A 16,443-nucleotide genomic window follows, 5' to 3' on the forward strand; every position below is an offset into this window, starting at 1 on the left:
GAGGATGTCATGCCGGAGAACACGAAGAGCGCGACGAAGGCGCGGCTTTATGACGCGTTCGCGGCCAGCGGAAAGGCGCTGGCCAGCGGAAAGCGCCTGGAGCTGCTGGATCTGCTGGCCCAGGGCGAGCGCACGGTCGACGCGCTGGCGAAGGCGGCCGGGCTGAACCTGACCACCGCCTCGGCGCACCTGCAGACCCTCAAGCAGGCCGGATTCGTCGCCACCCGCCGCGAGGGCGTGCGCATCCACTACCGGCTCGCCGGCGACGACGTCGCCCAGCTCTTCGCGCTGCTGCGCAAGGTCGCCGACCGCCACCAGGCCGCCGTGCCCGCAGCGCGGGACGCCTACCTCGGGGAGGACGGCGGGGCGGAACTGTCCCGTGAGGAACTGCGGGCGCGGGTGGAGACCGGTGACGTCGTCGTGCTCGACGTCCGGCCGGTCGAGGAGTACCGGGCCGGGCACATCCCCGGCGCGATCTCCATCCCGGTCGACGAGCTCACCGAGAGGATCGACGAGTTGCCCGCGGACACGGAGATCGTCGTCTACTGCCGCGGCGAATACTGCGTCCTCGCCTACGACGCCGTCCGGCTGCTGACCGACCGTGGGCGCCGGGCGATCCGCCTCAACGACGGCATGCTCGAGTGGCGCCTGTCGGAACTGCCCGTCGATGCCTCGGACCTGACGTGACCGCCCCGGGCGGCGCCCCACACTCTGAACGTCAGCGTCGACGGTGCCCTCGGGCACGAGCTCCTCTCCGCCGTCGGCCAGATCCCGGCCTCCACCGGATCGGCCCGCCACAGCAACCCACACCGCCATGGGCCTGAACTCAGACCGCGCGCTCGGCTCGTGGCGGCTGTCCCTGGGCCGCCGGACCACGGCCGGTGACATCGAGACGGCGGCAGCGACCCTCGCCCAGGCCGCCGACACCGACTGACGAACATCCCTCGTGCACCGGCCCGGGCCTTCAAGGCCATGGTCCGATGCGTACCCCGCACCGCTCACCCTGGAAGAAGGCATGACCAGCACGTCCTCCATGTCCGACCCCGCCACGGCGCAAGCCCGGACTCTGCGGGTCCTGGTCGCCTCCCAGATCCTCAGCGGCGCCGGTCTCGCTGCCGGCGTCACCGTCGGCGCCCTGCTGGCGCAGGAGATGCTCGGCACCACCAGCCTCGCCGGCCTGCCCAGCGCCCTGTTCACCGCCGGATCCGCACTCACGGCCGTGATCGTCGGGCGCATCTCCCAATCCCGCGGCCGCCGACCCGGCCTCGCCACCGGATACCTCACCGGAGCCATCGGCTCGGCCGGCGTCATCACCGCGGCCGTCCTGGACAACCCCGTCCTGCTGTTCATCGCCCTGTTCGTCTACGGCGCCGGCACCGCCACCAACCTCCAGGCCCGCTACGCCGGAGCCGACCTCGCCGCCCCAGGCCACCGAGCCCGCGCCGTCTCCACCGTCCTCGTCGCCACCACCCTCGGCGGCGTCGCCGGCCCCAACCTCGCCGCCCCCGCCGGCACCCTCGCCGAGCACCTCGGCATCCCCCACCTCGCCGGACTCTTCGTCATCTCGGGCATCGCTTACGGGCTGGCCGCGCTCGTCCTCGCCCTGTGGCTGCGCCCGGACCCGCTCATCCTGGCCCGTTCCCTCGCCGCAGCGAAGGAAGCCGACGCGGCCGCCGACCCAGCCGCAGCCGACGTCACAGAGACGCGTGCGGGCCGCGGGGGCGTCGTTGTCGGCGCGCTGGTCATGGTCCTCACTCAACTCGTCATGGTCGCGATCATGACGATGACCCCGGTCCACATGCACGACCACGGCCACGGCACTGCCGCATCCGGCCTCGTCATCGCCCTTCACATCGGCGCGATGTACCTGCCCTCACCGCTGACCGGCTGGCTCGTCGACCGCTACGGCCGCATGTCGATCGCCGCCGCCGCCGGCCTCACGCTCCTGGCCGCCGGCATCCTCGCCGCGCTCGCCCCCGGCGACTCCGTCGCCCTCCTCGCCCTCGCGCTCGCCCTGCTCGGCCTCGGCTGGAACTTCGGCCTCGTGTCCGGCACCGCGATCATCACCGACACCGTGCCGCTGGCCACCCGCGCCAAGACCCAGGGCCTGGTGGACGTCTCCATCGCCATCGCCGGCGCCACCGGCGGCATGGCCTCCGGCATCGTCGTCGCCGCCGCCGGCTACCCCGCCCTCGCCCTGACCGGAGGCGTCCTCTCCCTCGCCGTCCTGCCCGCCGTCGCCGCCACCGCCTACCGCCGATGACCCACCACGACAGCCCGGTCCCAGCACCCGCCATCACCGTCGACGGCACCGGCCTGCTCTGCGTCACCCTCCTGCTCCGCCTGCGCAAGGAGATCGACGGCGCCGCGCCGGACACCGTGGTGCACGTCATCGCCACCGACCCTGCCGCCCCGCTCGATCTGCCCGCCTGGTGCCATATGACCGGCCACACCTACCTCGGGCGCCTCTCCGAGGAAGAACCGCCCGTCTACGCCGTGCGCCTCACCGCCCAGGCGCGGCGGACGCGCCCGGACGCTCCCTGGCATGCCATCGACGGCTGACGGTCCCGTCGACGTAGCTCACCGCGTCACAGGCAGCGCCTCCGGACCACCGGTCAGGATGCTCCTACGGACGCGCAGCTCCTCGACGGGCACGGCGAGCCTCATCCGGGGGAACCGCGGGACGAGCTGACCGAGGGCGACCCGCAGTTCCATCCGGGCCAGCGGCGCGCCGACGCAGTAACGGACGCCGTACCCGAAGGTCAGATGCCCAAGGGCCTAACGGGTCGCGTCGAAGCGGTCGGGGTCGGCGAGGACGGCCTCGTCGTGGTGGGCGGCACCGTTGTCCAGCGGCCGGTTCGGTGGACGGCCCGAGCGGTGATCGACGGACGGCCGGATCCCGTCCGGCCGAGATGGAGCCGGCCTGGCCGGACGGGCGGATCGTTCGGGTCCGTCGCCACGAACGACGGGAGGTGCCCGGCCCTCCAAGGGAAGATGATCCTGTGAACTCCCTTGCCTCCGCACAGCGTTCCCTCCGCAACCCCGACGTACGCCACCCTCTGTGGCCGCCGCTCACGGCCGGCGACCCCGCCACGTCCACCGAATCCGTCGCGTACCCGCTGGACATCGACTACGACTACGACCGCGTCCCGGAGGACCTGTTCACCGGTCCCACCGCCCATGGCCTGGAACGCTGGGCGCCGCTTCTCCCTCCGCTCGCCGCACCGGGGCTCGGCGAGGGAAACACACCGCTGGTGCGGCTCCCCGACGGCGTCTGGATCAAGGACGAGTCCCGCAACCCGACCTGGAGCCACAAGGACCGGCTGAACCGGGTCGCGGTGAGCGCCGCCGTCGCGTCCGGAGCCCGCGGGATCGTCGTGTCGTCCTCGGGCAACCACGGCGCGTCGGCCGCCGCCTACGCGGCCCGCGCGGGGCTGCCCTGTGCCGTGTTCACTTCGCCCACCGCGCCACCGGCGGTCGCGTCCCACCTGCGTGCCTACGGGGCGACCGTCCTGACGGTCCCCTTCGACTCCGTGCGGCCGTTGATGCGGCGGATCGTCGACGAGCTCGGCTACCAGTCGGTCAGCAGCGTGACCGACACCGCGCACACCGGCCACCCCTTCGGCCCCGAGGGGTACAAGACGATCGCGTACGAGATCGCCCTCGACCTCGGCCGCGCCCCGGCCGCCGTCCACCTCCCCACCGGATACGGCGAATTGCTGTACGGCGTCGCCAAGGGCTTCCTGGAGCTGGCGAGGCTCGGCGTCACCGACGCCGTCCCGCGCGTGTACGCCACCGAGCCGGCCGCCGCCGGCGCCCTCACCGAGGCGATGCGCACGGGCGCCGACACGGCGCGGGTCCCGGTCGGGCCGACCGCCGCGTACGCCATCGACTGCGAGATCAGCGGCTACCGCGGGATCGTCGCCCTGCGCGGGACGATGGGCGAGGCCCGTACGGTGACCGACGATCAGATGACCCAGGCCCAGGACGAGTTGGCGGCACAGGGCCTGTGGTGCGAGGTGTCCGCAGCGGCCGGCCTCGCCGGACTGCGCACCCACGGCCCGGCCGACGAGGACGGCCCCGTCGTCTGCGTGGCCACGTCCAGCGGCTACAAGGACACCGCCACGGCACGCGACACGCACCCGCCGGTGGACCTGACGTGGGAGGAGCTGAAGACCCGGCTCACCCCGGCCCGGCCCTGGCCATCCCACGGCGCGTGAAGGGCTACCGCTGACGGACGTCCTCCGCCGCCCCGGCCACCCAGGCCCCGTCGGTCATCAGACGGCGGTCCGGGAACTCGGGGTACTCGTGCCACGCCTCAACAGTCGCCGGCCGGATCCGGAACCACCGGTAGGCGGGCCCGGCGGCACGGGCGTCCCAGCCGGTCTTGTCACGGAAACCCTCGGCCACCGGGGCCGGGACGTCGTCCTGGGTGTAGGCGACCGCCTCGCCGTCGACGAGAACGACGTCCCGGGTGGTACCGAGCGCGAGCCGGGTCCGGCTGCCGGCAGCGAGGTTGCGGCCGGTGGGGTTGGAGAGCCGGGTGACGACCCAGACCGCGTCCCCGTCCCAGAGGAACGAGAGCGGCACGAGGTACGGCCGCCCGTCGGCGTCGGCGGACGCGACCCACAGATCCATGTCGGCCACGAGCCGCGCCCGCACGTCCCGCACACGCTGGGCGGGGTCACGGGGAAGCATGTCGGTGTCGGTGATCATTCCCCGAGCGTACGGGCCCTGGGCCGCACGGCCCCTCCCCCGTCCCAGCACCGACCCTCATCAAGGTCGAGGCGCTCGATGCCCGTGGCACGCCCCTCAGCCGTTGAACGGTTCCAGTGCGAAGCGGCCGATGGCCACGAAGGCGGTCAGGGCGAGGTAGCCGCCGTCCCCCAGCGCGGCTTTGGCCTCACCTCGGCGGATCCGCATGGTCGTGGCGCCGATCATGATCAGCGCCAGCCCGCCGGCCGCAAGCGGTACCAGTATCGGCGCGCTGCCGAGGAAGGCGGGCAGGACGAGGCCCATGGCACCGAGCACCTCGAGCGCTCCGATGGCCTTGAGTGCGCCGGGCTTGAAGTCGAGGACCCAGCGCGCGGCGTCGGCCATCGCGGCCATCTTCTCCCGTGGGACGAACAGTTTCCCGAGACCGGAGAACAGGAAGACGGCGGTCAGCAGGCCGGTGATGATCCACAGTGCGGTGTTCATGTGTGCCTTCTCCTTGGCGCAAGTCTGGTGGTGGCGGCCGACGGCGGACCCGGATCGTCCCGGGCCCGCCTGAGCGCCTGAGCGGGAGTGCCCGCGTCAGCCGAACTGTCCGGGCTGGTACTCGCCGCCGGGGGTCCGGGTGATCACGTTCAGCCGGTTGAAGGCGTTGATCACGCAGATCAGGGCCACCAGGGCCATGAGCTGGTCCTCGTCGTAGTGCTTCGCCGCGTTCGCCCACGCCTCGTCGGTGACGCCGCTGGAGTCGGCGAGGCGGGTGCCCTGCTCGGTGAGTTCCAGCGCCGCCCGCTCCGCGTCGGTGTAGACGGTCGTCTCCCGCCACGCCCCGACCAGGTTGATCCGCACCGCACTCTCACCGGCGGCCGCGGCGTCCTTGGTGTGCATGTCGAGGCAGCCGCCACAGCCGTTGATCTGACTGGCGCGGATCTTCACCAGCTCCTGCACCGCCTTCGGCAACGCCGAGTCGGTGATGGCCTTGTTCGACGAGATGATGTGCGTGGCCCACTTCGACCCGACCTCGTTGCGCATGGGGTTGATCCGGGTTTCCATCTCGGTCTCCTTCGTCTTCGGATGCCTGCACCCCTACGACGAAGCCCCCCGCCAAGACGTAACAGGCCCCGTGCCCGACATGCGTTACTCGGGTTGCTCGGGAAGTCCCATGGCGTCAAGGCGCTTGCGGTCGCTCACGGTCAGGAGCTCGACGATCCGGCCGTCGACCACGGTGCACGCCACCACGCCGAGCACCTTGCCGTTCGCACCCCAGGCCACGAACCCGGGCTCGCCGTTGACCAGGACCGGGAGCACCGAGGTCATCGACCGGGCACCGCGCAGGACCGGTTCGGCCACCTCGGCCGCCCCGACCGTGGTCATCACGCCCTGCGGGTGGAACGTGCGCCAGGTCACCTTCGGATCGAGCAGCCGCACAAGCTCTTCGAAGTCCCCGTTCCGCGCCGCGGCGAGAAACGCGTCGACCACCGCGCGCTGCCGCCGCGGCTCCCCGTCCGGCAGCGATGTGCCCCGCACCTTCCGGCGGGCCCGGCTGGCGAGCATCTTGGTCGCGTCGGTGGACCGGTCGATGATCTCGCCGATCTCGGCGAAGGGCACCGCGAACATGTCATGCAGGACGAACGCCAGCCGCTCGGTGGGCGTGAGGGTGTCGAGCACCACCAGCAGGGCCACCCCGACCGATTCGGCGAGCATCGCGTCGTCCTCGGGTGCCGCCCCGCCGTCCACGGTCACCACCAGCCTCGGCAGCTGGTCGTCGTACGACAGCTCGGGCCGGGTCTTGCGCGAGCGCAGCACGTCGATGCAGACCCTGCCGACCACGGTGGTCAGCCAGCCGGCCAGGTTGTCGATCGCCGCCGCGTCCTGCCGCGCCAGCCGTATCCACGCCTCCTGCACCGCGTCCTCGGCGTCCACCCGCGACCCGAGCATGCGATGGGCCACTGCCACCAGACGCTCCCGCTGCTGCTCGAAAGCCCCCGCCAGTACGTCGGTCGGACCTGATGCGGTCATGTCGTTACCTTCCTCGCGCGAACTCCGTCATGATCATGACGGGCCCGAAGGTGACGAGGTAACCGTTCGGCGGGCAAGCCCGACGGAAGCACGGCGGCGGCGATATCAGGCCAGCACGTCGATGTGGTCCGCGCACGCGTCCCTGATGCTCTGGAGGTCTTCACGTGCAGGGGCGGAGGTGCTGCTGTCGTCCGCCTTGATCCCGTCCAGCACTTTCTTCTCCAGCTCAGCTATCACCTCGGCGGGGAGGAACGACAAACCGATGCGACGGTAGCCGGTGTCCACCGTGGTGGAGAGGTCGCGCTTAAGGGCGTCCCAGCTTCGCCGTGCCGCCACCCGCGTGTCGTCGTGCTTGTCGTTCGCCTCCTTCGGCATCAGCGGCCATTTCCTCGACCTGCCCGTCGTACCGTTGCCTCTTGCCCGGTCCAGCTCCTCCAGGTCTCGAAGCAGGCTCTGCGTGTCGACGTGGATCTGCGTGCACAGCCTCCGCGTCCGCGCGAAGGTCTTGTGAGTGACCACGGTCATGGCGACCAAGAGTGTCAGGGCGGTGGAGATCAGCGGTGCAGGGTGGACGACACCGAACCGGAACTTCAAGAACATGGCAACGGCGAGAATGCCGGCGGCGTTCGCGACGGTCCGGAAGATGGCGGCCCTTCGGATACGCCCGGGAAGCCGCTGAAAGATGAAGTCGCTCGGTTCGAGCCACCGCAGGATGGGTGGCAGCGTGAGGCAGATCAGTGTCAGCGATGCGCCCGCTGCACGGTAATCGGATGGCTGGGCGGCCATTTCTCCGATGCCCTTGGCCACGGCAACCACGGGGGATATGGCGGTGATACAGGCCAGCATCGACACGGCCGCGATGACGTTGACGGTCCCCTCGTGAAGCGGGTTCTCCTTCAAGAACCGTTTAAGGTACCGCGCCCCAAAGAGAGATAGGGCCCCGCCCGCGAGGAAGAGGAACAGGCCGAGATTCCGGCGGGGGCTTTCGTAAAGAGCGTTACCGCAGGCGTTCACCACGATGCCAACGGGAATGCATAACAGTCTCCAGTGGGCACGCATGTTACGTGCCGTCCGCTGTCGAAGCGCCATGAGGCAACCATGAGCGCGCGTTGGGCGAGACGGGTACCGCTTGAGGTAGATGTGAGGTCCGGCCGCCTCGGCGACACCTCGCTGTCGGGGTATCCGGCGGTGGCGCACGAAGCGGTGGTCGTTCGCCACCGACGGCCGCCGAGCCTGTCGCAGTCCCGGCGGCATCCGTCACTCGCCATCGTCGAGTGCCTGGCCGGGGGCGAAGGCATCCCGGCGTCGGTGCAGACACAGTCGGTCACGCCGCCTCGGTCGTCCAGCACCAAGGACCGGCGGTGACGTGCCGGCCGCCGGGGCGCAATGGAGTGGAGCCGGCCAACCGTCCGGCAGCCGGCCCCAGCACCCAGGCGACCTGGGCGTTCTCGATCCAGCCCGCGGTGCCGATGCATGGCCGCTGGAAAGCGGTCGCGCGATGGCTCAGCAGTTCTTGCGCGGCAGGTCGTACAACGGGCCGAGTACCAACTTCCGGGGTCGGCGTCGGGATTCGACCCGTGTGAAGCGTCCCGCTGTCCGGCTCGTCAGGCCCTCGAGCGCCTCCTGCCAGCAGGCAGGGTCTACGCTGTCACCTACGGCCACGGCGTGATCGTTTGTCTTCACACACCGATGATCAACGGTGGCCACACCCGTCTCCACACCGCGTCAGGTCGCACAGCGCCTGCCTGTCGTCCCTGTGTATCGGAGGGCTCGTGCAACGTGGCGAAGTCTGGTGGGTCCAGTTCGACGAGCCGAGGTTGGTCGTACTGCTGTCAGGAGACGACGCGTCCGGGTTCCAGGTGATGCAGGTCGTCGCTCCGGCGGGCGTCGACATCAGCGGCCTCGCCATCGAAGTGACGGTCGGCGCCGGTGAAGGGCTGCCGCTCGAAGGCGTGCTGCGGCTCGCGTTCCCACGTCCGGGCTTCATCCCGTGCACGTGGCTGACCACCGTGTCCCGGGACGACCTGATGGAGCGGGCGGCCGTCCTGTCCTCCAGGAAGCTCAGCGAGATCGACGATGCCCTCCGCCTCGCGGGACAAGCAGGTCCCATGGCCCCTGGACAAGCGCCGAGTGCAAACAGCGGTAGTCGGCCATGCCGACTCCGAGATCCCCATCGTCCTCCCGATGGAAGCCATAGAACTTGATGCCTTCCGTGCACACCGCGACGGCCACACCTTCTGGTGCGGAGTCTGGCTGGGCGGATGCGGCCAACAGCTCACCAACAAGCTTTACAAGGACCGCGCCTGCCACTTCGCGCACCTGCCCGACCCGGAGCACACCTCCACCTGCGGCAGACGAGCGGCAGGGATGCACCAAAACGTCTACCTGCGCCGGTGCCTCTACACAGGGGAGAGCGTCCAGCAAGCCCGTCGGGCGGTTGACTCGCTCGAGCCCGATACGCCCCCAATCCCCTCGGCGGATTCGCCGGCTCAGCAGCACTTCGAGGCACGCGTGCTTCTCGGCCTCCTGGAGTTCCGGAACCTTTACACCCGATATCCCCTCGGCATCACCGCGGTGCGCCCAGAGCCGGATGGCATTGCCCTGCACGTCGAGAGCGAGGAGCGGGCGGCCGAGATCCTCTTCAACCTCCTCCCCACGTACGTATCGGAGGAGGACCACGAGGTCCACGGGGTGCCGGGGCTCCGCATCACGCAACGAGATCGCACGGCAAGTGAACTGCGCGTGCTCGGCGAGCCCACCCGACTGCGACTGACCGGCCTGCCGGCGAGACTGTGGCGCAGCGCCATCGCAAGGATGCTCGACAAGTAGATCGACCCGGACGTCAAGCTTCTGTGCTGGAAGTTCTCACCGAAGGCATGGACAGATGCCGAGAGTGGGCATCAGCTCCAATGGGAGAGCCCCAGCGATCACTTCACTCAGGTGCAGCAGCATGGTGCCTGGCTCAGCAGCGGGCTGCTGCGCCGAGCCGCCCTCCTGCACACCGTGTCCAACACGTTCCTCCTTGACGGCTACGGCGGCACTTCCGACGTGGCACGGCTGGTCCTGCGATCCTCCCATGTACGTGGGCAGGGGCCCGGCCACACAACGTCGTCGCCGCCCTCACGGACCCGACATTCGGTCTGCCCCTGCACCTCACGAGGTGTGACACCGACGAAACCTACTGCGGCGACCAGCAGTTCGTCCTGGGTGACGTCAGCAAGACGGCATCCTCGATCTCCGGGCCACAACAGAGGGACCCCACTCCCCGCCTCCAGCCGGAACTCTGGCAGGCAATCCTGCGCCGACTGCCCGACTCGGGCTTCACGAGCAGCCTGTCCCCGACCATCCTCGCCGGGCTATGCGGCTACGGAGCGGCTTGGGTCACGGTCACCGACGAGGCTCGTCAGTTTCGCCCCTTCGTTACTGATGACACCCGCCCCTACCAGTTCACCAGCGCGGAGCACTGTGTGCTGTGGGGACCTGAACCGCTGTGGGCCAGCTGCCCCCTTGTCTCCCAGTGCGCCCTGTTTCCGCTGTTCAACCCCGATTGTCAGACCTTCCCCGTAGCGTAATGAGCGTGTCCCCGTCGAGAAGCGCGGGCTCATCTGCCCTGACTGCCGGGACCTCCGCGGCCGGCGCGTCTCCATGTACCTCGTCCAGCGTGACGGCGTATGGCTTGCCTCCCACTACAGGAAGCCCGGAGAGAAGCCCATTAGCCACGAGTCCGACGAACACCTCGCCCGAAAGGAACGCATCGCGAAAGACTCCGAAGACCACGGCTTCCACGCCGACATCGAGTCGCAAACCGCGGACGGGCACGCGCGCCTGGATGTACGCATCAACGGCGCCAACGGCATCGTCCTGGGGTACGAGCCTCAGCTGAGCGCCCAGACAGCCCGCGGAATGCGGGCACGAGAGGGGTTCCGGCGCCGCGGCGGTATCCAGTCGGTCTGGGGCTTCGCCGACCCCGACCAGGCAGGCATCGGCACCGTCCCCTACGTCCGCCCGCCCAATCTGCCGGCCTCCGTCATCCGCGTGCAGAAGAACCCCATCGCGGTCCGGGACGGCAACTTCGTCCTGGAGGAGGGCAAGTGCAGTCCAAGCGGCACGCTCACCCGTTGCCCGAATAAGCCCTACGACCCGGAGAACCCCACCGACCCCGGGTACTGCTTGGGCTGGCACCGCGTCCTCGTGCCCGCCCACCAGTCGAGCACCATCTGTACGACAAGGGGGCCGGCGCGACAGGTGCAGCGAGGACCCTCCAGCTTCGGAGGTGCGGGCGGAATCAAATCAGCGACGCGGCAGTCGCGCCATCGTACTTGAGTCCCGCCCTCGGGAAACCGAGGCCGCCAAGGTTCCGGTCGACGCGACGGGTCAAGCGATCCCGCTCTGTCGTTTCGGCTGCGGTCAACCCGCAAGCCTTCCTGGACCCGAAGGGCTGCCCGAACACTTCTCGTGCCGCAGGAATCAGACCGCGGGCCGCGAGCACACAACGATTCTTGACACCACCCCGCCGACCCTGCCGTCGGTCCCTCAGCCAGGGCCGCACGCACCTCGTCAGCGATCCAGGGCGTCCAGCGCGGCCAGGATGTCGGCGGGTTCAGCGCGGGCGGTGTAGTCGGTGTCGACGAAGGCCCAGCGGATGACGCCGCCTTGGTCGATGACGTAGGTCGCCGGGAGGGGAAGGGTGCGGGCGTGTCCGCCGTGGGCGTGCAGGAGGTCGATGCCGAAGCCGACGTAGACCTCGGCGAGGTCATCGGGGAGATCGAAGGCGAGGCCGAACTGCTTGGCGACGTCGGAGCCGAGGTCACTGACGACGTCGAAGGCGAGGTCGTGCTTCTCGGCCAGGGACAGGGACTCGTCGGGGATCTGCGGGGAGACCGCGACGAGGCGGGCGCCTCGGGCGGCGATGTCGCCGTGGTACTGCTGGAGGGCACGCAGAGCGAGGTTGCAGTACGGGCACCAGGCGCCGCGGTAGAAGGTGAGCACGACCGGCCCGGCGGCGAGGAGGGTGCGCAGGGCCACCGACTCGCCGGTGGCGGCGGGGAGGGTGAAGTCGGGTGCGGCGTCACCCGTGTTGAGAGCGCGGCCCGCCTGGCCTGAGTCGGAGAGGTCCTGGCCGGCGCGGTTCATGATCTCGCGGACGTGGGCCGGGATGTGCTCCTGACGGCTCTCGAAGAAGGCGCGCAGTTCGGCGTTGAGGCTCATGAAGACTCCCTGAAACACATCGATCTTGAAACGACTGTTCCAAGATAGCGCCGCACAGGCGCACTGCCCAGAGGTATCTTGGAACTGTCGTTTCAACCTGAGGGGCGTGCGATGGCGGACATCAAGCACTTCGATCCCGACACCGTCCTGGACAGGGTCGTCCGGCTCTTCTGGAAGCAGGGCATGGCCACGACCGGCATCCAGGACATCGTGAACGCGACGGGGCTCAACCGCTCCAGCCTGTACGCCACCTTCGGAGGCAAGCAGCAGCTCTATGTGGCCGCCCTGGAGCGCTACGTCGCAGAGAGGTCCCGCCCCATCCTCGGCCGCCTCGCCGAGGACGAACGAGGGTTGCCCGCCGTCGAGGAGTTCTTCGAGAACCTGATCGCGACGCGCTGCACCGGCGAGTACGCCGGCTGGGGCTGCATGGTCTCCAACGCGCACGTCGGCGCCGAGCACAACGAGGCGGAGGTCCGCACCGTCCTGGACCGCCAGCACCACCGGCTCCGTGACGCCCTGCGGGACGCGCTCACGACCGCGAGGGCGAAGGGCCAACTCCGCCCGGCCACTGAGCCCGCGTCAGCGGCCGAGGTCCTGGCCCTCCTCGCTCACGGCGTGAACCTCCGCTCGCGCGCCGGCGCCGAGCAGGACCAGCTGCGCGGCACGATACGTGCTGCGCTCGCCGCACTGACCGCGTGAGAGGGCGGGAAACGCCGAGGGGAGCCCAGTCCGACCGGGCTCCCCTCGATGCGCCCGCCGCCGGTCAGGCGCGGACGAGGGCCGCCGCGCCGAAGGAGACGTCGAAGCGGTCACACCAGATGCTGACGCTCGGGTACGCCGACCAGTCGACATCCGCGGGCAGCGGGTAGTTCTGGTCGCCCTTGTTGCCCTTCAGCTTGGCGAGGTTCAGGTACTTCCCGTCGTCGAAGACACCCCAGCCGGCCTTGCCCTCCTTCACCGGCGCGTCGCTCAACCAGACCCGCAGGTCAGGGCCGTTGCTGGTGTCCAGCCCCTCCAGGCGCAGGGTGTGGGTGCCGTCCGCGAGGCGGACGACCTTCACCGTGCCGGTCGTCGCGTGCTCATGGCTGATGAGAGTGCCCTGCGCCAGGGTCGTGGGGCCGGCCGGCGACGGGCTCGCCGACACGGCCGGGGAGGGGGACGCCGTTCCCGTCACCGCCGGTGCGCCCGCCGACGGCAGCGCCTCGTTCACCGTCTCGTCCACCCACAGGGCCCAGGGCTTGAACCACACCAGCCCGGCCGCCACCACGACCGTGAGGGCAACGGCGACACCTGCCCACAGTGTCCTCTTCCTGGCACGCTCCACGGCACTCCCCTATCCATCGGCACGGCTGTTCAGCCACCATCCAACGCGGCACCAGGCTCCAGCTGGAAGCCGTGCAGGATGACGAAACCATTACGTCCGGTCGACCCGGGGCTCGTCAGAGCATGCGCAGCTTGGTCGTGAAGACGTGGCTGGCGATCTTGTCGCCCAGGGTGAGGCCGTCCTCGGCGTCCCAGGGGAAGTGGACACCGAGCCAGACCCTGCTGTACGCGTCCTCGCGGGCGGCGGCACTGAAGCTGGTGAAGTGACGGGACTTGACGGGGGACTGCGGTTCATCGGTGGTCATGTCGAAGGCGATGCCGTCGGAGCCGAAGTAGCGCTTCATGATGCCCGCCCAGGCCGCCCCGAAGGTGGCGTGACCGGATGCCCACGCCGGGAAGCAGGGGGTGACGTTGACGCCGGCCGGGTTCTTCAGCAGCGGCTTCCACTCGGGGTCGATGCCGCTGTCGCGGATGGCCGAGACCGGGCGCCACAGGTCGATGGGGGTCAGGAACTTCACGTCCCGGACGGCGATGCCGGCGTCCGCCATGGCGATCGACACGAGCGCGAAGAGCCGGGCACTCTCGTACGTGTTCAGGCCGCGCGCGGTGGCGATCTCGCGAGTGGCCTGGAGCAGCTGGCCCGGAGGCTTGTAGGTGCCGTCGTTGTCGTTGGCCCAGAACCAGGCGGCGGCCTCCTGGTCTGCGGTGCGGTTGATCACAGGTGTCTTTGCGGTCGGCCGGTCGGCGCCCGCCGCCCGGGCGGCCTCGACCTGGGCCTTGTAGGCGTCGCTGGCGAGCAGCTTCTCGTACGTGCCGTAGAGCCCGGGGGTCGGCGGCCGGAACTGCGAGCCGGAGGTGAGGGCGAAGGGCTTGACCAGGCCCCAGTAGGGCGTGACCGCCTGGCTGTGCTGCGTGCAGTTGGGGTCCTGCATGTCCGGGTAGCTTGTCGGCCGCCACGCGCCCGGCCTGGAATCGCCCACGTAGACGCGGTCGTCGTCCGAGCCGTCGCCGGTGCGCGCGTTCGTCATCTGGGTCACCATCTTGTTGACGACGGTGGCGTCGAGGAGGTCGAACTCGGTGGGCTCGGTACCGAAGCGCTCCCGGAAGCGGGCGTCGAGGAAGGCCGTCTGATTCTTCCCGTACAGCTTGAGCAGGATGTTGTAGGCGGTGCGCCCGATGACCCGCTCTTCCTCGTCCGGCCCCTCGATCCAGCCCGCGTACTTCTCGGCGTGGATGTACGGCTCGGACGCGATCCGGCCCTTCCACTTGAGCTGGTAGGAGCTCTCGGCGTCGTAGATGGCGGCGTTCATCATGGCAGCGGCGCGGGCCATCGGGCCGGGTCCGCCGCCTTCGCGCCGTACCACCTGGAGCAGGACGTCGTTCCAGTAGTGGACGGGGTCCTTGATGGTCTGCGGGGGCAGTGCCGCCTGTGCGGGCTGCGGGGCGGCGGTCAGGAGTGTTCCGGCCGTGGCGAGGACGGCGGCGGTGGCCAGGGCGCTGAAGCGGCGGGAGGTGCGTCGTCGGGCGGATCGCGGGGTGGGGCGCATCGGTGCTCCTTGTGATCGCGTCTGCTGATCACCACACGTCCGGTGGCGGCGAGATCATGGCCTCTCGCCGCTCCACGACGGGCCGATTCGCCGCGCACCCGCGGCGGAATGACCGGCCCCGGGCACGTGCATGACCGAAACCCGTCGCGCGTGCGCAGCTACCGGGGGGCTCCTCCTCATCCGGTTTCTTCGTGGAGGGCGGGTCGGGTCCAGAACAGTGATGCGGCCGCGCGCAAGGCGAATCAGATACCGGTCGGCGAGCTCGTGCAGGACGACAGGCATGCCCATGTTGGCCGGCATGATCCACAGGGCTCCGAGGGTCCACCACACCGCGCCGTAGAAGAGACCGAGGACGACGGCGGCGGCGAGCCGCTGCGCGAGGTGGCCGAACACGACACCGAAGGTGGTGCCGGCCGTCAGCGCGATCGCGAGGTGGATCAGCCAGCCGGCGAACGCGTTGGTGGAGCCCAGCAGCCCGGCGACCATGGTGATCATCGCGGTGTCCATCACGGCCGGGACACCGACTTCCAGATGCCGAACCCGACGCCGCCGACCAGTCCGGCCGGTGCTCCCCACACGGCATGGACGGGGATCTCGGCGATCTTGGGGGATACGTGTGCAGCGGTGGTCATGGTGATCGCCCCATCGAGCGGGTTCTGCCGCCTTCACCGCCGACGCCAGGACGTGTGACGTCGGCAGGTACGCGACCGCGCTTACGTATGCGCCGGTAGTCCGCCGCACGGGGTCCGGTTGCCGGTGCCGGGTCTGGGTGGGTCCATGGAACTGGGCGCGGAACGGAACCGGGAAACGGGGCAGCGGATGGGAATCGACGAGACCGTGGAGCGGGTGATCCCGCTGCCCTGTGAGCAGGTGGCGGCGTACGCCATGGACTGGCGCCACGACGCCGAGTGGACCCAGGGCATCCGCACGGCTGAGCTGACGCGGGAGGCCGATGCGGGTGGTTTCGGGGTCGGGGCCGAGGTGACGCGGACCGCGTACTTCCTGGGCAGGCGGATCGACTACGTGCTGCGCGTCGCCGCCTACGAGCCCCCGCGGCTGCTCGACATGGTGTCGGTCGCGGGCCCGATGCCGATGCACGTCACGTACACGTTCGATCCTCTCCAGGACGGCGGCACGCTCGCCCGGATCCGCGTGCGGGGTGGCGCGTCCGGCTTCTACGGCCTGGCGGCGCCCCTCATGGCACGCAAGGTGCGATCCTCGCTGGTCAAGGACCTGCGCGACTTGGAGCGGCGGCTGAGCACGCCACAGCGTTGACCGGAATGAGGACTGTCGTGGCGTTCGACGAGGGACTGGCAGAACGGATCCGGGCCCACCTGGCCGCGCACCCGGCCGTCACGGAGAAGCGGATGTTCGGCGGGCTGGCCTTCCTGCACGCCGGCAACATGGCCGTGGGCGTGATCGGCGACGAACTCATGGTCCGGGTCGGCCCCGATGCCACCGACACCGCCCTGGCGCGGCCCGGGACGAGGCCTTTCGACTACACCGGCCGTCCGATGCGCGGCTGGGTCGTCGTCGCCGCGTCCGCCCTGACCGACGACGCGGCCCTCGCCGAGTGGATCGAGCAAGGCCATGCGTTCGCGGCGGGGCTGCCACCCAAGTGACGTGCCCAGGC

The 16,443-nt window shown here is 70.0% G+C and carries 21 protein-coding genes and 1 pseudogene; 10 read left to right on the plus strand and 12 right to left on the minus strand.

Translation table 11 applies throughout. The annotated features are described in order from the left end of the window. The first annotated feature begins 9 nt into the window (after positions 1 to 9). From ACWF79_RS00715 to ACWF79_RS00725, 3 genes are all read left to right on the plus strand, one after another. On the plus strand, positions 10 to 687 hold the full coding sequence (locus ACWF79_RS00715) for an ArsR/SmtB family transcription factor (protein ID WP_453725858.1): 678 nt from the start codon (positions 10 to 12) through the stop codon (positions 685 to 687). Positions 688 to 1,015: 328 nt separating this feature from the next. Beyond that, complete coding sequence (locus ACWF79_RS00720) at positions 1,016 to 2,263, plus strand: MFS transporter (RefSeq protein ID WP_453725859.1); 1,248 nt, start codon at positions 1,016 to 1,018, stop codon at positions 2,261 to 2,263. Beyond that, the gene (locus tag ACWF79_RS00725; protein WP_453725860.1) at positions 2,260 to 2,562 is read left to right on the plus strand and encodes a sulfurtransferase TusA family protein; all 303 of its coding nucleotides are present in this window, start codon (positions 2,260 to 2,262) and stop codon (positions 2,560 to 2,562) included. The genes ACWF79_RS00720 and ACWF79_RS00725 overlap by 4 nt, the downstream gene beginning before the upstream one ends. A gap of 18 nt (positions 2,563 to 2,580) precedes the next feature. Here ACWF79_RS00725 and ACWF79_RS00730 read toward each other — a convergent pair whose 3' ends face one another. After that, a complete protein-coding gene (locus ACWF79_RS00730) occupies positions 2,581 to 2,766 on the minus strand; it encodes a cytochrome P450 (RefSeq protein ID WP_453726160.1) in 186 nt (61 codons plus the stop codon). A gap of 236 nt (positions 2,767 to 3,002) precedes the next feature. Between ACWF79_RS00730 and ACWF79_RS00735 the strand changes: the two genes are divergently transcribed. Beyond that, complete coding sequence (locus ACWF79_RS00735; RefSeq protein ID WP_453725861.1) at positions 3,003 to 4,220, plus strand: threonine synthase; 1,218 nt, start codon at positions 3,003 to 3,005, stop codon at positions 4,218 to 4,220. Positions 4,221 to 4,224: 4 nt separating this feature from the next. Here ACWF79_RS00735 and ACWF79_RS00740 read toward each other — a convergent pair whose 3' ends face one another. The 6 genes and pseudogenes from ACWF79_RS00740 to ACWF79_RS00765 form a co-directional block, all read right to left on the minus strand. Beyond that, the gene (locus ACWF79_RS00740; RefSeq protein ID WP_453725862.1) at positions 4,225 to 4,716 is read right to left on the minus strand and encodes a pyridoxamine 5'-phosphate oxidase family protein; all 492 of its coding nucleotides are present in this window, start codon (positions 4,714 to 4,716) and stop codon (positions 4,225 to 4,227) included. A 96-nt stretch (positions 4,717 to 4,812) separates the two neighbouring features. Next, positions 4,813 to 5,199: a DoxX family protein gene (locus ACWF79_RS00745; RefSeq protein ID WP_453725863.1), complete on the minus strand. Its 387-nt coding sequence runs from the start codon at positions 5,197 to 5,199 to the stop codon at positions 4,813 to 4,815. Between the two features lie 96 nt (positions 5,200 to 5,295). Continuing rightward, the gene (locus tag ACWF79_RS00750) at positions 5,296 to 5,766 is read right to left on the minus strand and encodes a carboxymuconolactone decarboxylase family protein (protein ID WP_453725864.1); all 471 of its coding nucleotides are present in this window, start codon (positions 5,764 to 5,766) and stop codon (positions 5,296 to 5,298) included. A gap of 84 nt (positions 5,767 to 5,850) precedes the next feature. Further along, positions 5,851 to 6,732: a sigma-70 family RNA polymerase sigma factor gene (locus tag ACWF79_RS00755; protein ID WP_453725865.1), complete on the minus strand. Its 882-nt coding sequence runs from the start codon at positions 6,730 to 6,732 to the stop codon at positions 5,851 to 5,853. A gap of 105 nt (positions 6,733 to 6,837) precedes the next feature. After that, positions 6,838 to 7,821 (minus strand): hypothetical protein, encoded by a 984-nt coding sequence (locus ACWF79_RS00760; RefSeq protein ID WP_453725866.1) that lies wholly within the window; start codon positions 7,819 to 7,821, stop codon positions 6,838 to 6,840. Positions 7,822 to 8,238: 417 nt separating this feature from the next. After that, positions 8,239 to 8,394 (minus strand): annotated as a pseudogene (locus tag ACWF79_RS00765) (IS701 family transposase); the annotation flags it as partial. Between the two features lie 110 nt (positions 8,395 to 8,504). Here ACWF79_RS00765 and ACWF79_RS00770 point away from each other — a divergent pair. The 3 genes from ACWF79_RS00770 (at position 8,505) to ACWF79_RS00780 (ending at position 11,055) form a co-directional block, all read left to right on the plus strand. Beyond that, entirely contained in the window at positions 8,505 to 8,936 is a 432-nt protein-coding gene (locus ACWF79_RS00770) for a type II toxin-antitoxin system PemK/MazF family toxin (RefSeq protein ID WP_453725867.1), read from the plus strand. Further along, positions 8,917 to 9,561, plus strand: coding sequence for a hypothetical protein (locus tag ACWF79_RS00775; RefSeq protein WP_453725868.1), 645 nt, complete (start codon positions 8,917 to 8,919; stop codon positions 9,559 to 9,561). Before ACWF79_RS00770 ends, ACWF79_RS00775 begins: the two co-directional genes overlap by 20 nt. An 816-nt stretch (positions 9,562 to 10,377) precedes the next feature. Beyond that, entirely contained in the window at positions 10,378 to 11,055 is a 678-nt protein-coding gene (locus ACWF79_RS00780) for a hypothetical protein (protein WP_453725869.1), read from the plus strand. Positions 11,056 to 11,289: 234 nt separating this feature from the next. On the opposite strand, the gene ACWF79_RS00785 is transcribed toward ACWF79_RS00780, so the two are convergent. After that, positions 11,290 to 11,940 (minus strand): peroxiredoxin-like family protein, encoded by a 651-nt coding sequence (locus tag ACWF79_RS00785; protein WP_453725870.1) that lies wholly within the window; start codon positions 11,938 to 11,940, stop codon positions 11,290 to 11,292. 111 nt (positions 11,941 to 12,051) lie between these two features. Between ACWF79_RS00785 and ACWF79_RS00790 the strand changes: the two genes are divergently transcribed. After that, complete coding sequence (locus tag ACWF79_RS00790; protein ID WP_453725871.1) at positions 12,052 to 12,639, plus strand: TetR/AcrR family transcriptional regulator; 588 nt, start codon at positions 12,052 to 12,054, stop codon at positions 12,637 to 12,639. A gap of 64 nt (positions 12,640 to 12,703) precedes the next feature. Here the strand turns inward: ACWF79_RS00790 and ACWF79_RS00795 are convergent, their stop codons facing one another. From ACWF79_RS00795 to ACWF79_RS00810, 4 genes are all read right to left on the minus strand, one after another. After that, positions 12,704 to 13,264, minus strand: coding sequence for a DM13 domain-containing protein (locus tag ACWF79_RS00795; RefSeq protein WP_453725872.1), 561 nt, complete (start codon positions 13,262 to 13,264; stop codon positions 12,704 to 12,706). Between the two features lie 115 nt (positions 13,265 to 13,379). Beyond that, positions 13,380 to 14,810: a vanadium-dependent haloperoxidase gene (locus ACWF79_RS00800; protein ID WP_453725873.1), complete on the minus strand. Its 1,431-nt coding sequence runs from the start codon at positions 14,808 to 14,810 to the stop codon at positions 13,380 to 13,382. Between the two features lie 54 nt (positions 14,811 to 14,864). Next, entirely contained in the window at positions 14,865 to 15,317 is a 453-nt protein-coding gene (locus ACWF79_RS00805) for a hypothetical protein (protein WP_453725874.1), read from the minus strand. Then, positions 15,317 to 15,442, minus strand: coding sequence for a hypothetical protein (locus tag ACWF79_RS00810; protein ID WP_453725875.1), 126 nt, complete (start codon positions 15,440 to 15,442; stop codon positions 15,317 to 15,319). The genes ACWF79_RS00805 and ACWF79_RS00810 overlap by 1 nt, the downstream gene beginning before the upstream one ends. A gap of 187 nt (positions 15,443 to 15,629) precedes the next feature. Here ACWF79_RS00810 and ACWF79_RS00815 point away from each other — a divergent pair, with 187 nt between their 5' ends. Both ACWF79_RS00815 and ACWF79_RS00820 read left to right on the plus strand, forming a co-directional pair. After that, positions 15,630 to 16,085 (plus strand): SRPBCC family protein, encoded by a 456-nt coding sequence (locus tag ACWF79_RS00815; protein ID WP_453725876.1) that lies wholly within the window; start codon positions 15,630 to 15,632, stop codon positions 16,083 to 16,085. Positions 16,086 to 16,102: 17 nt separating this feature from the next. Then, the gene (locus tag ACWF79_RS00820; RefSeq protein ID WP_453725877.1) at positions 16,103 to 16,432 is read left to right on the plus strand and encodes a TfoX/Sxy family protein; all 330 of its coding nucleotides are present in this window, start codon (positions 16,103 to 16,105) and stop codon (positions 16,430 to 16,432) included. Positions 16,433 to 16,443 lie beyond the last annotated feature (11 nt).

It is taken from the genome of Streptomyces sp. NPDC054975 (assembly GCF_053609105.1).

Bases quoted from the DNA above. Each gene is read 5' to 3' on its own strand.
- ACWF79_RS00740 (WP_453725862.1), bottom strand. From the start codon at position 4,716: ATGATCACCGACACCGACATGCTTCCCCGTGACCCCGCCCAGCGTGTG.
- ACWF79_RS00810 (WP_453725875.1), bottom strand. From the start codon at position 15,442: ATGACCACCGCTGCACACGTATCCCCCAAGATCGCCGAGATCCCCGTC.
- ACWF79_RS00720 (WP_453725859.1), top strand. From the start codon at position 1,016: ATGACCAGCACGTCCTCCATGTCCGACCCCGCCACGGCGCAAGCCCGG.
- ACWF79_RS00755 (WP_453725865.1), bottom strand. From the start codon at position 6,732: ATGACCGCATCAGGTCCGACCGACGTACTGGCGGGGGCTTTCGAGCAG.
- ACWF79_RS00715 (WP_453725858.1), top strand. From the start codon at position 10: ATGCCGGAGAACACGAAGAGCGCGACGAAGGCGCGGCTTTATGACGCG.
- ACWF79_RS00800 (WP_453725873.1), bottom strand. From the start codon at position 14,810: ATGCGCCCCACCCCGCGATCCGCCCGACGACGCACCTCCCGCCGCTTC.
- ACWF79_RS00785 (WP_453725870.1), bottom strand. From the start codon at position 11,940: ATGAGCCTCAACGCCGAACTGCGCGCCTTCTTCGAGAGCCGTCAGGAG.
- ACWF79_RS00750 (WP_453725864.1), bottom strand. From the start codon at position 5,766: ATGGAAACCCGGATCAACCCCATGCGCAACGAGGTCGGGTCGAAGTGG.
- ACWF79_RS00805 (WP_453725874.1), bottom strand. From the start codon at position 15,317: ATGGACACCGCGATGATCACCATGGTCGCCGGGCTGCTGGGCTCCACC.
- ACWF79_RS00780 (WP_453725869.1), top strand. From the start codon at position 10,378: ATGTACCTCGTCCAGCGTGACGGCGTATGGCTTGCCTCCCACTACAGG.
- ACWF79_RS00760 (WP_453725866.1), bottom strand. From the start codon at position 7,821: ATGGCGCTTCGACAGCGGACGGCACGTAACATGCGTGCCCACTGGAGA.
- ACWF79_RS00815 (WP_453725876.1), top strand. From the start codon at position 15,630: ATGGGAATCGACGAGACCGTGGAGCGGGTGATCCCGCTGCCCTGTGAG.
- ACWF79_RS00745 (WP_453725863.1), bottom strand. From the start codon at position 5,199: ATGAACACCGCACTGTGGATCATCACCGGCCTGCTGACCGCCGTCTTC.
- ACWF79_RS00725 (WP_453725860.1), top strand. From the start codon at position 2,260: ATGACCCACCACGACAGCCCGGTCCCAGCACCCGCCATCACCGTCGAC.
- ACWF79_RS00775 (WP_453725868.1), top strand. From the start codon at position 8,917: ATGGAAGCCATAGAACTTGATGCCTTCCGTGCACACCGCGACGGCCAC.
- ACWF79_RS00790 (WP_453725871.1), top strand. From the start codon at position 12,052: ATGGCGGACATCAAGCACTTCGATCCCGACACCGTCCTGGACAGGGTC.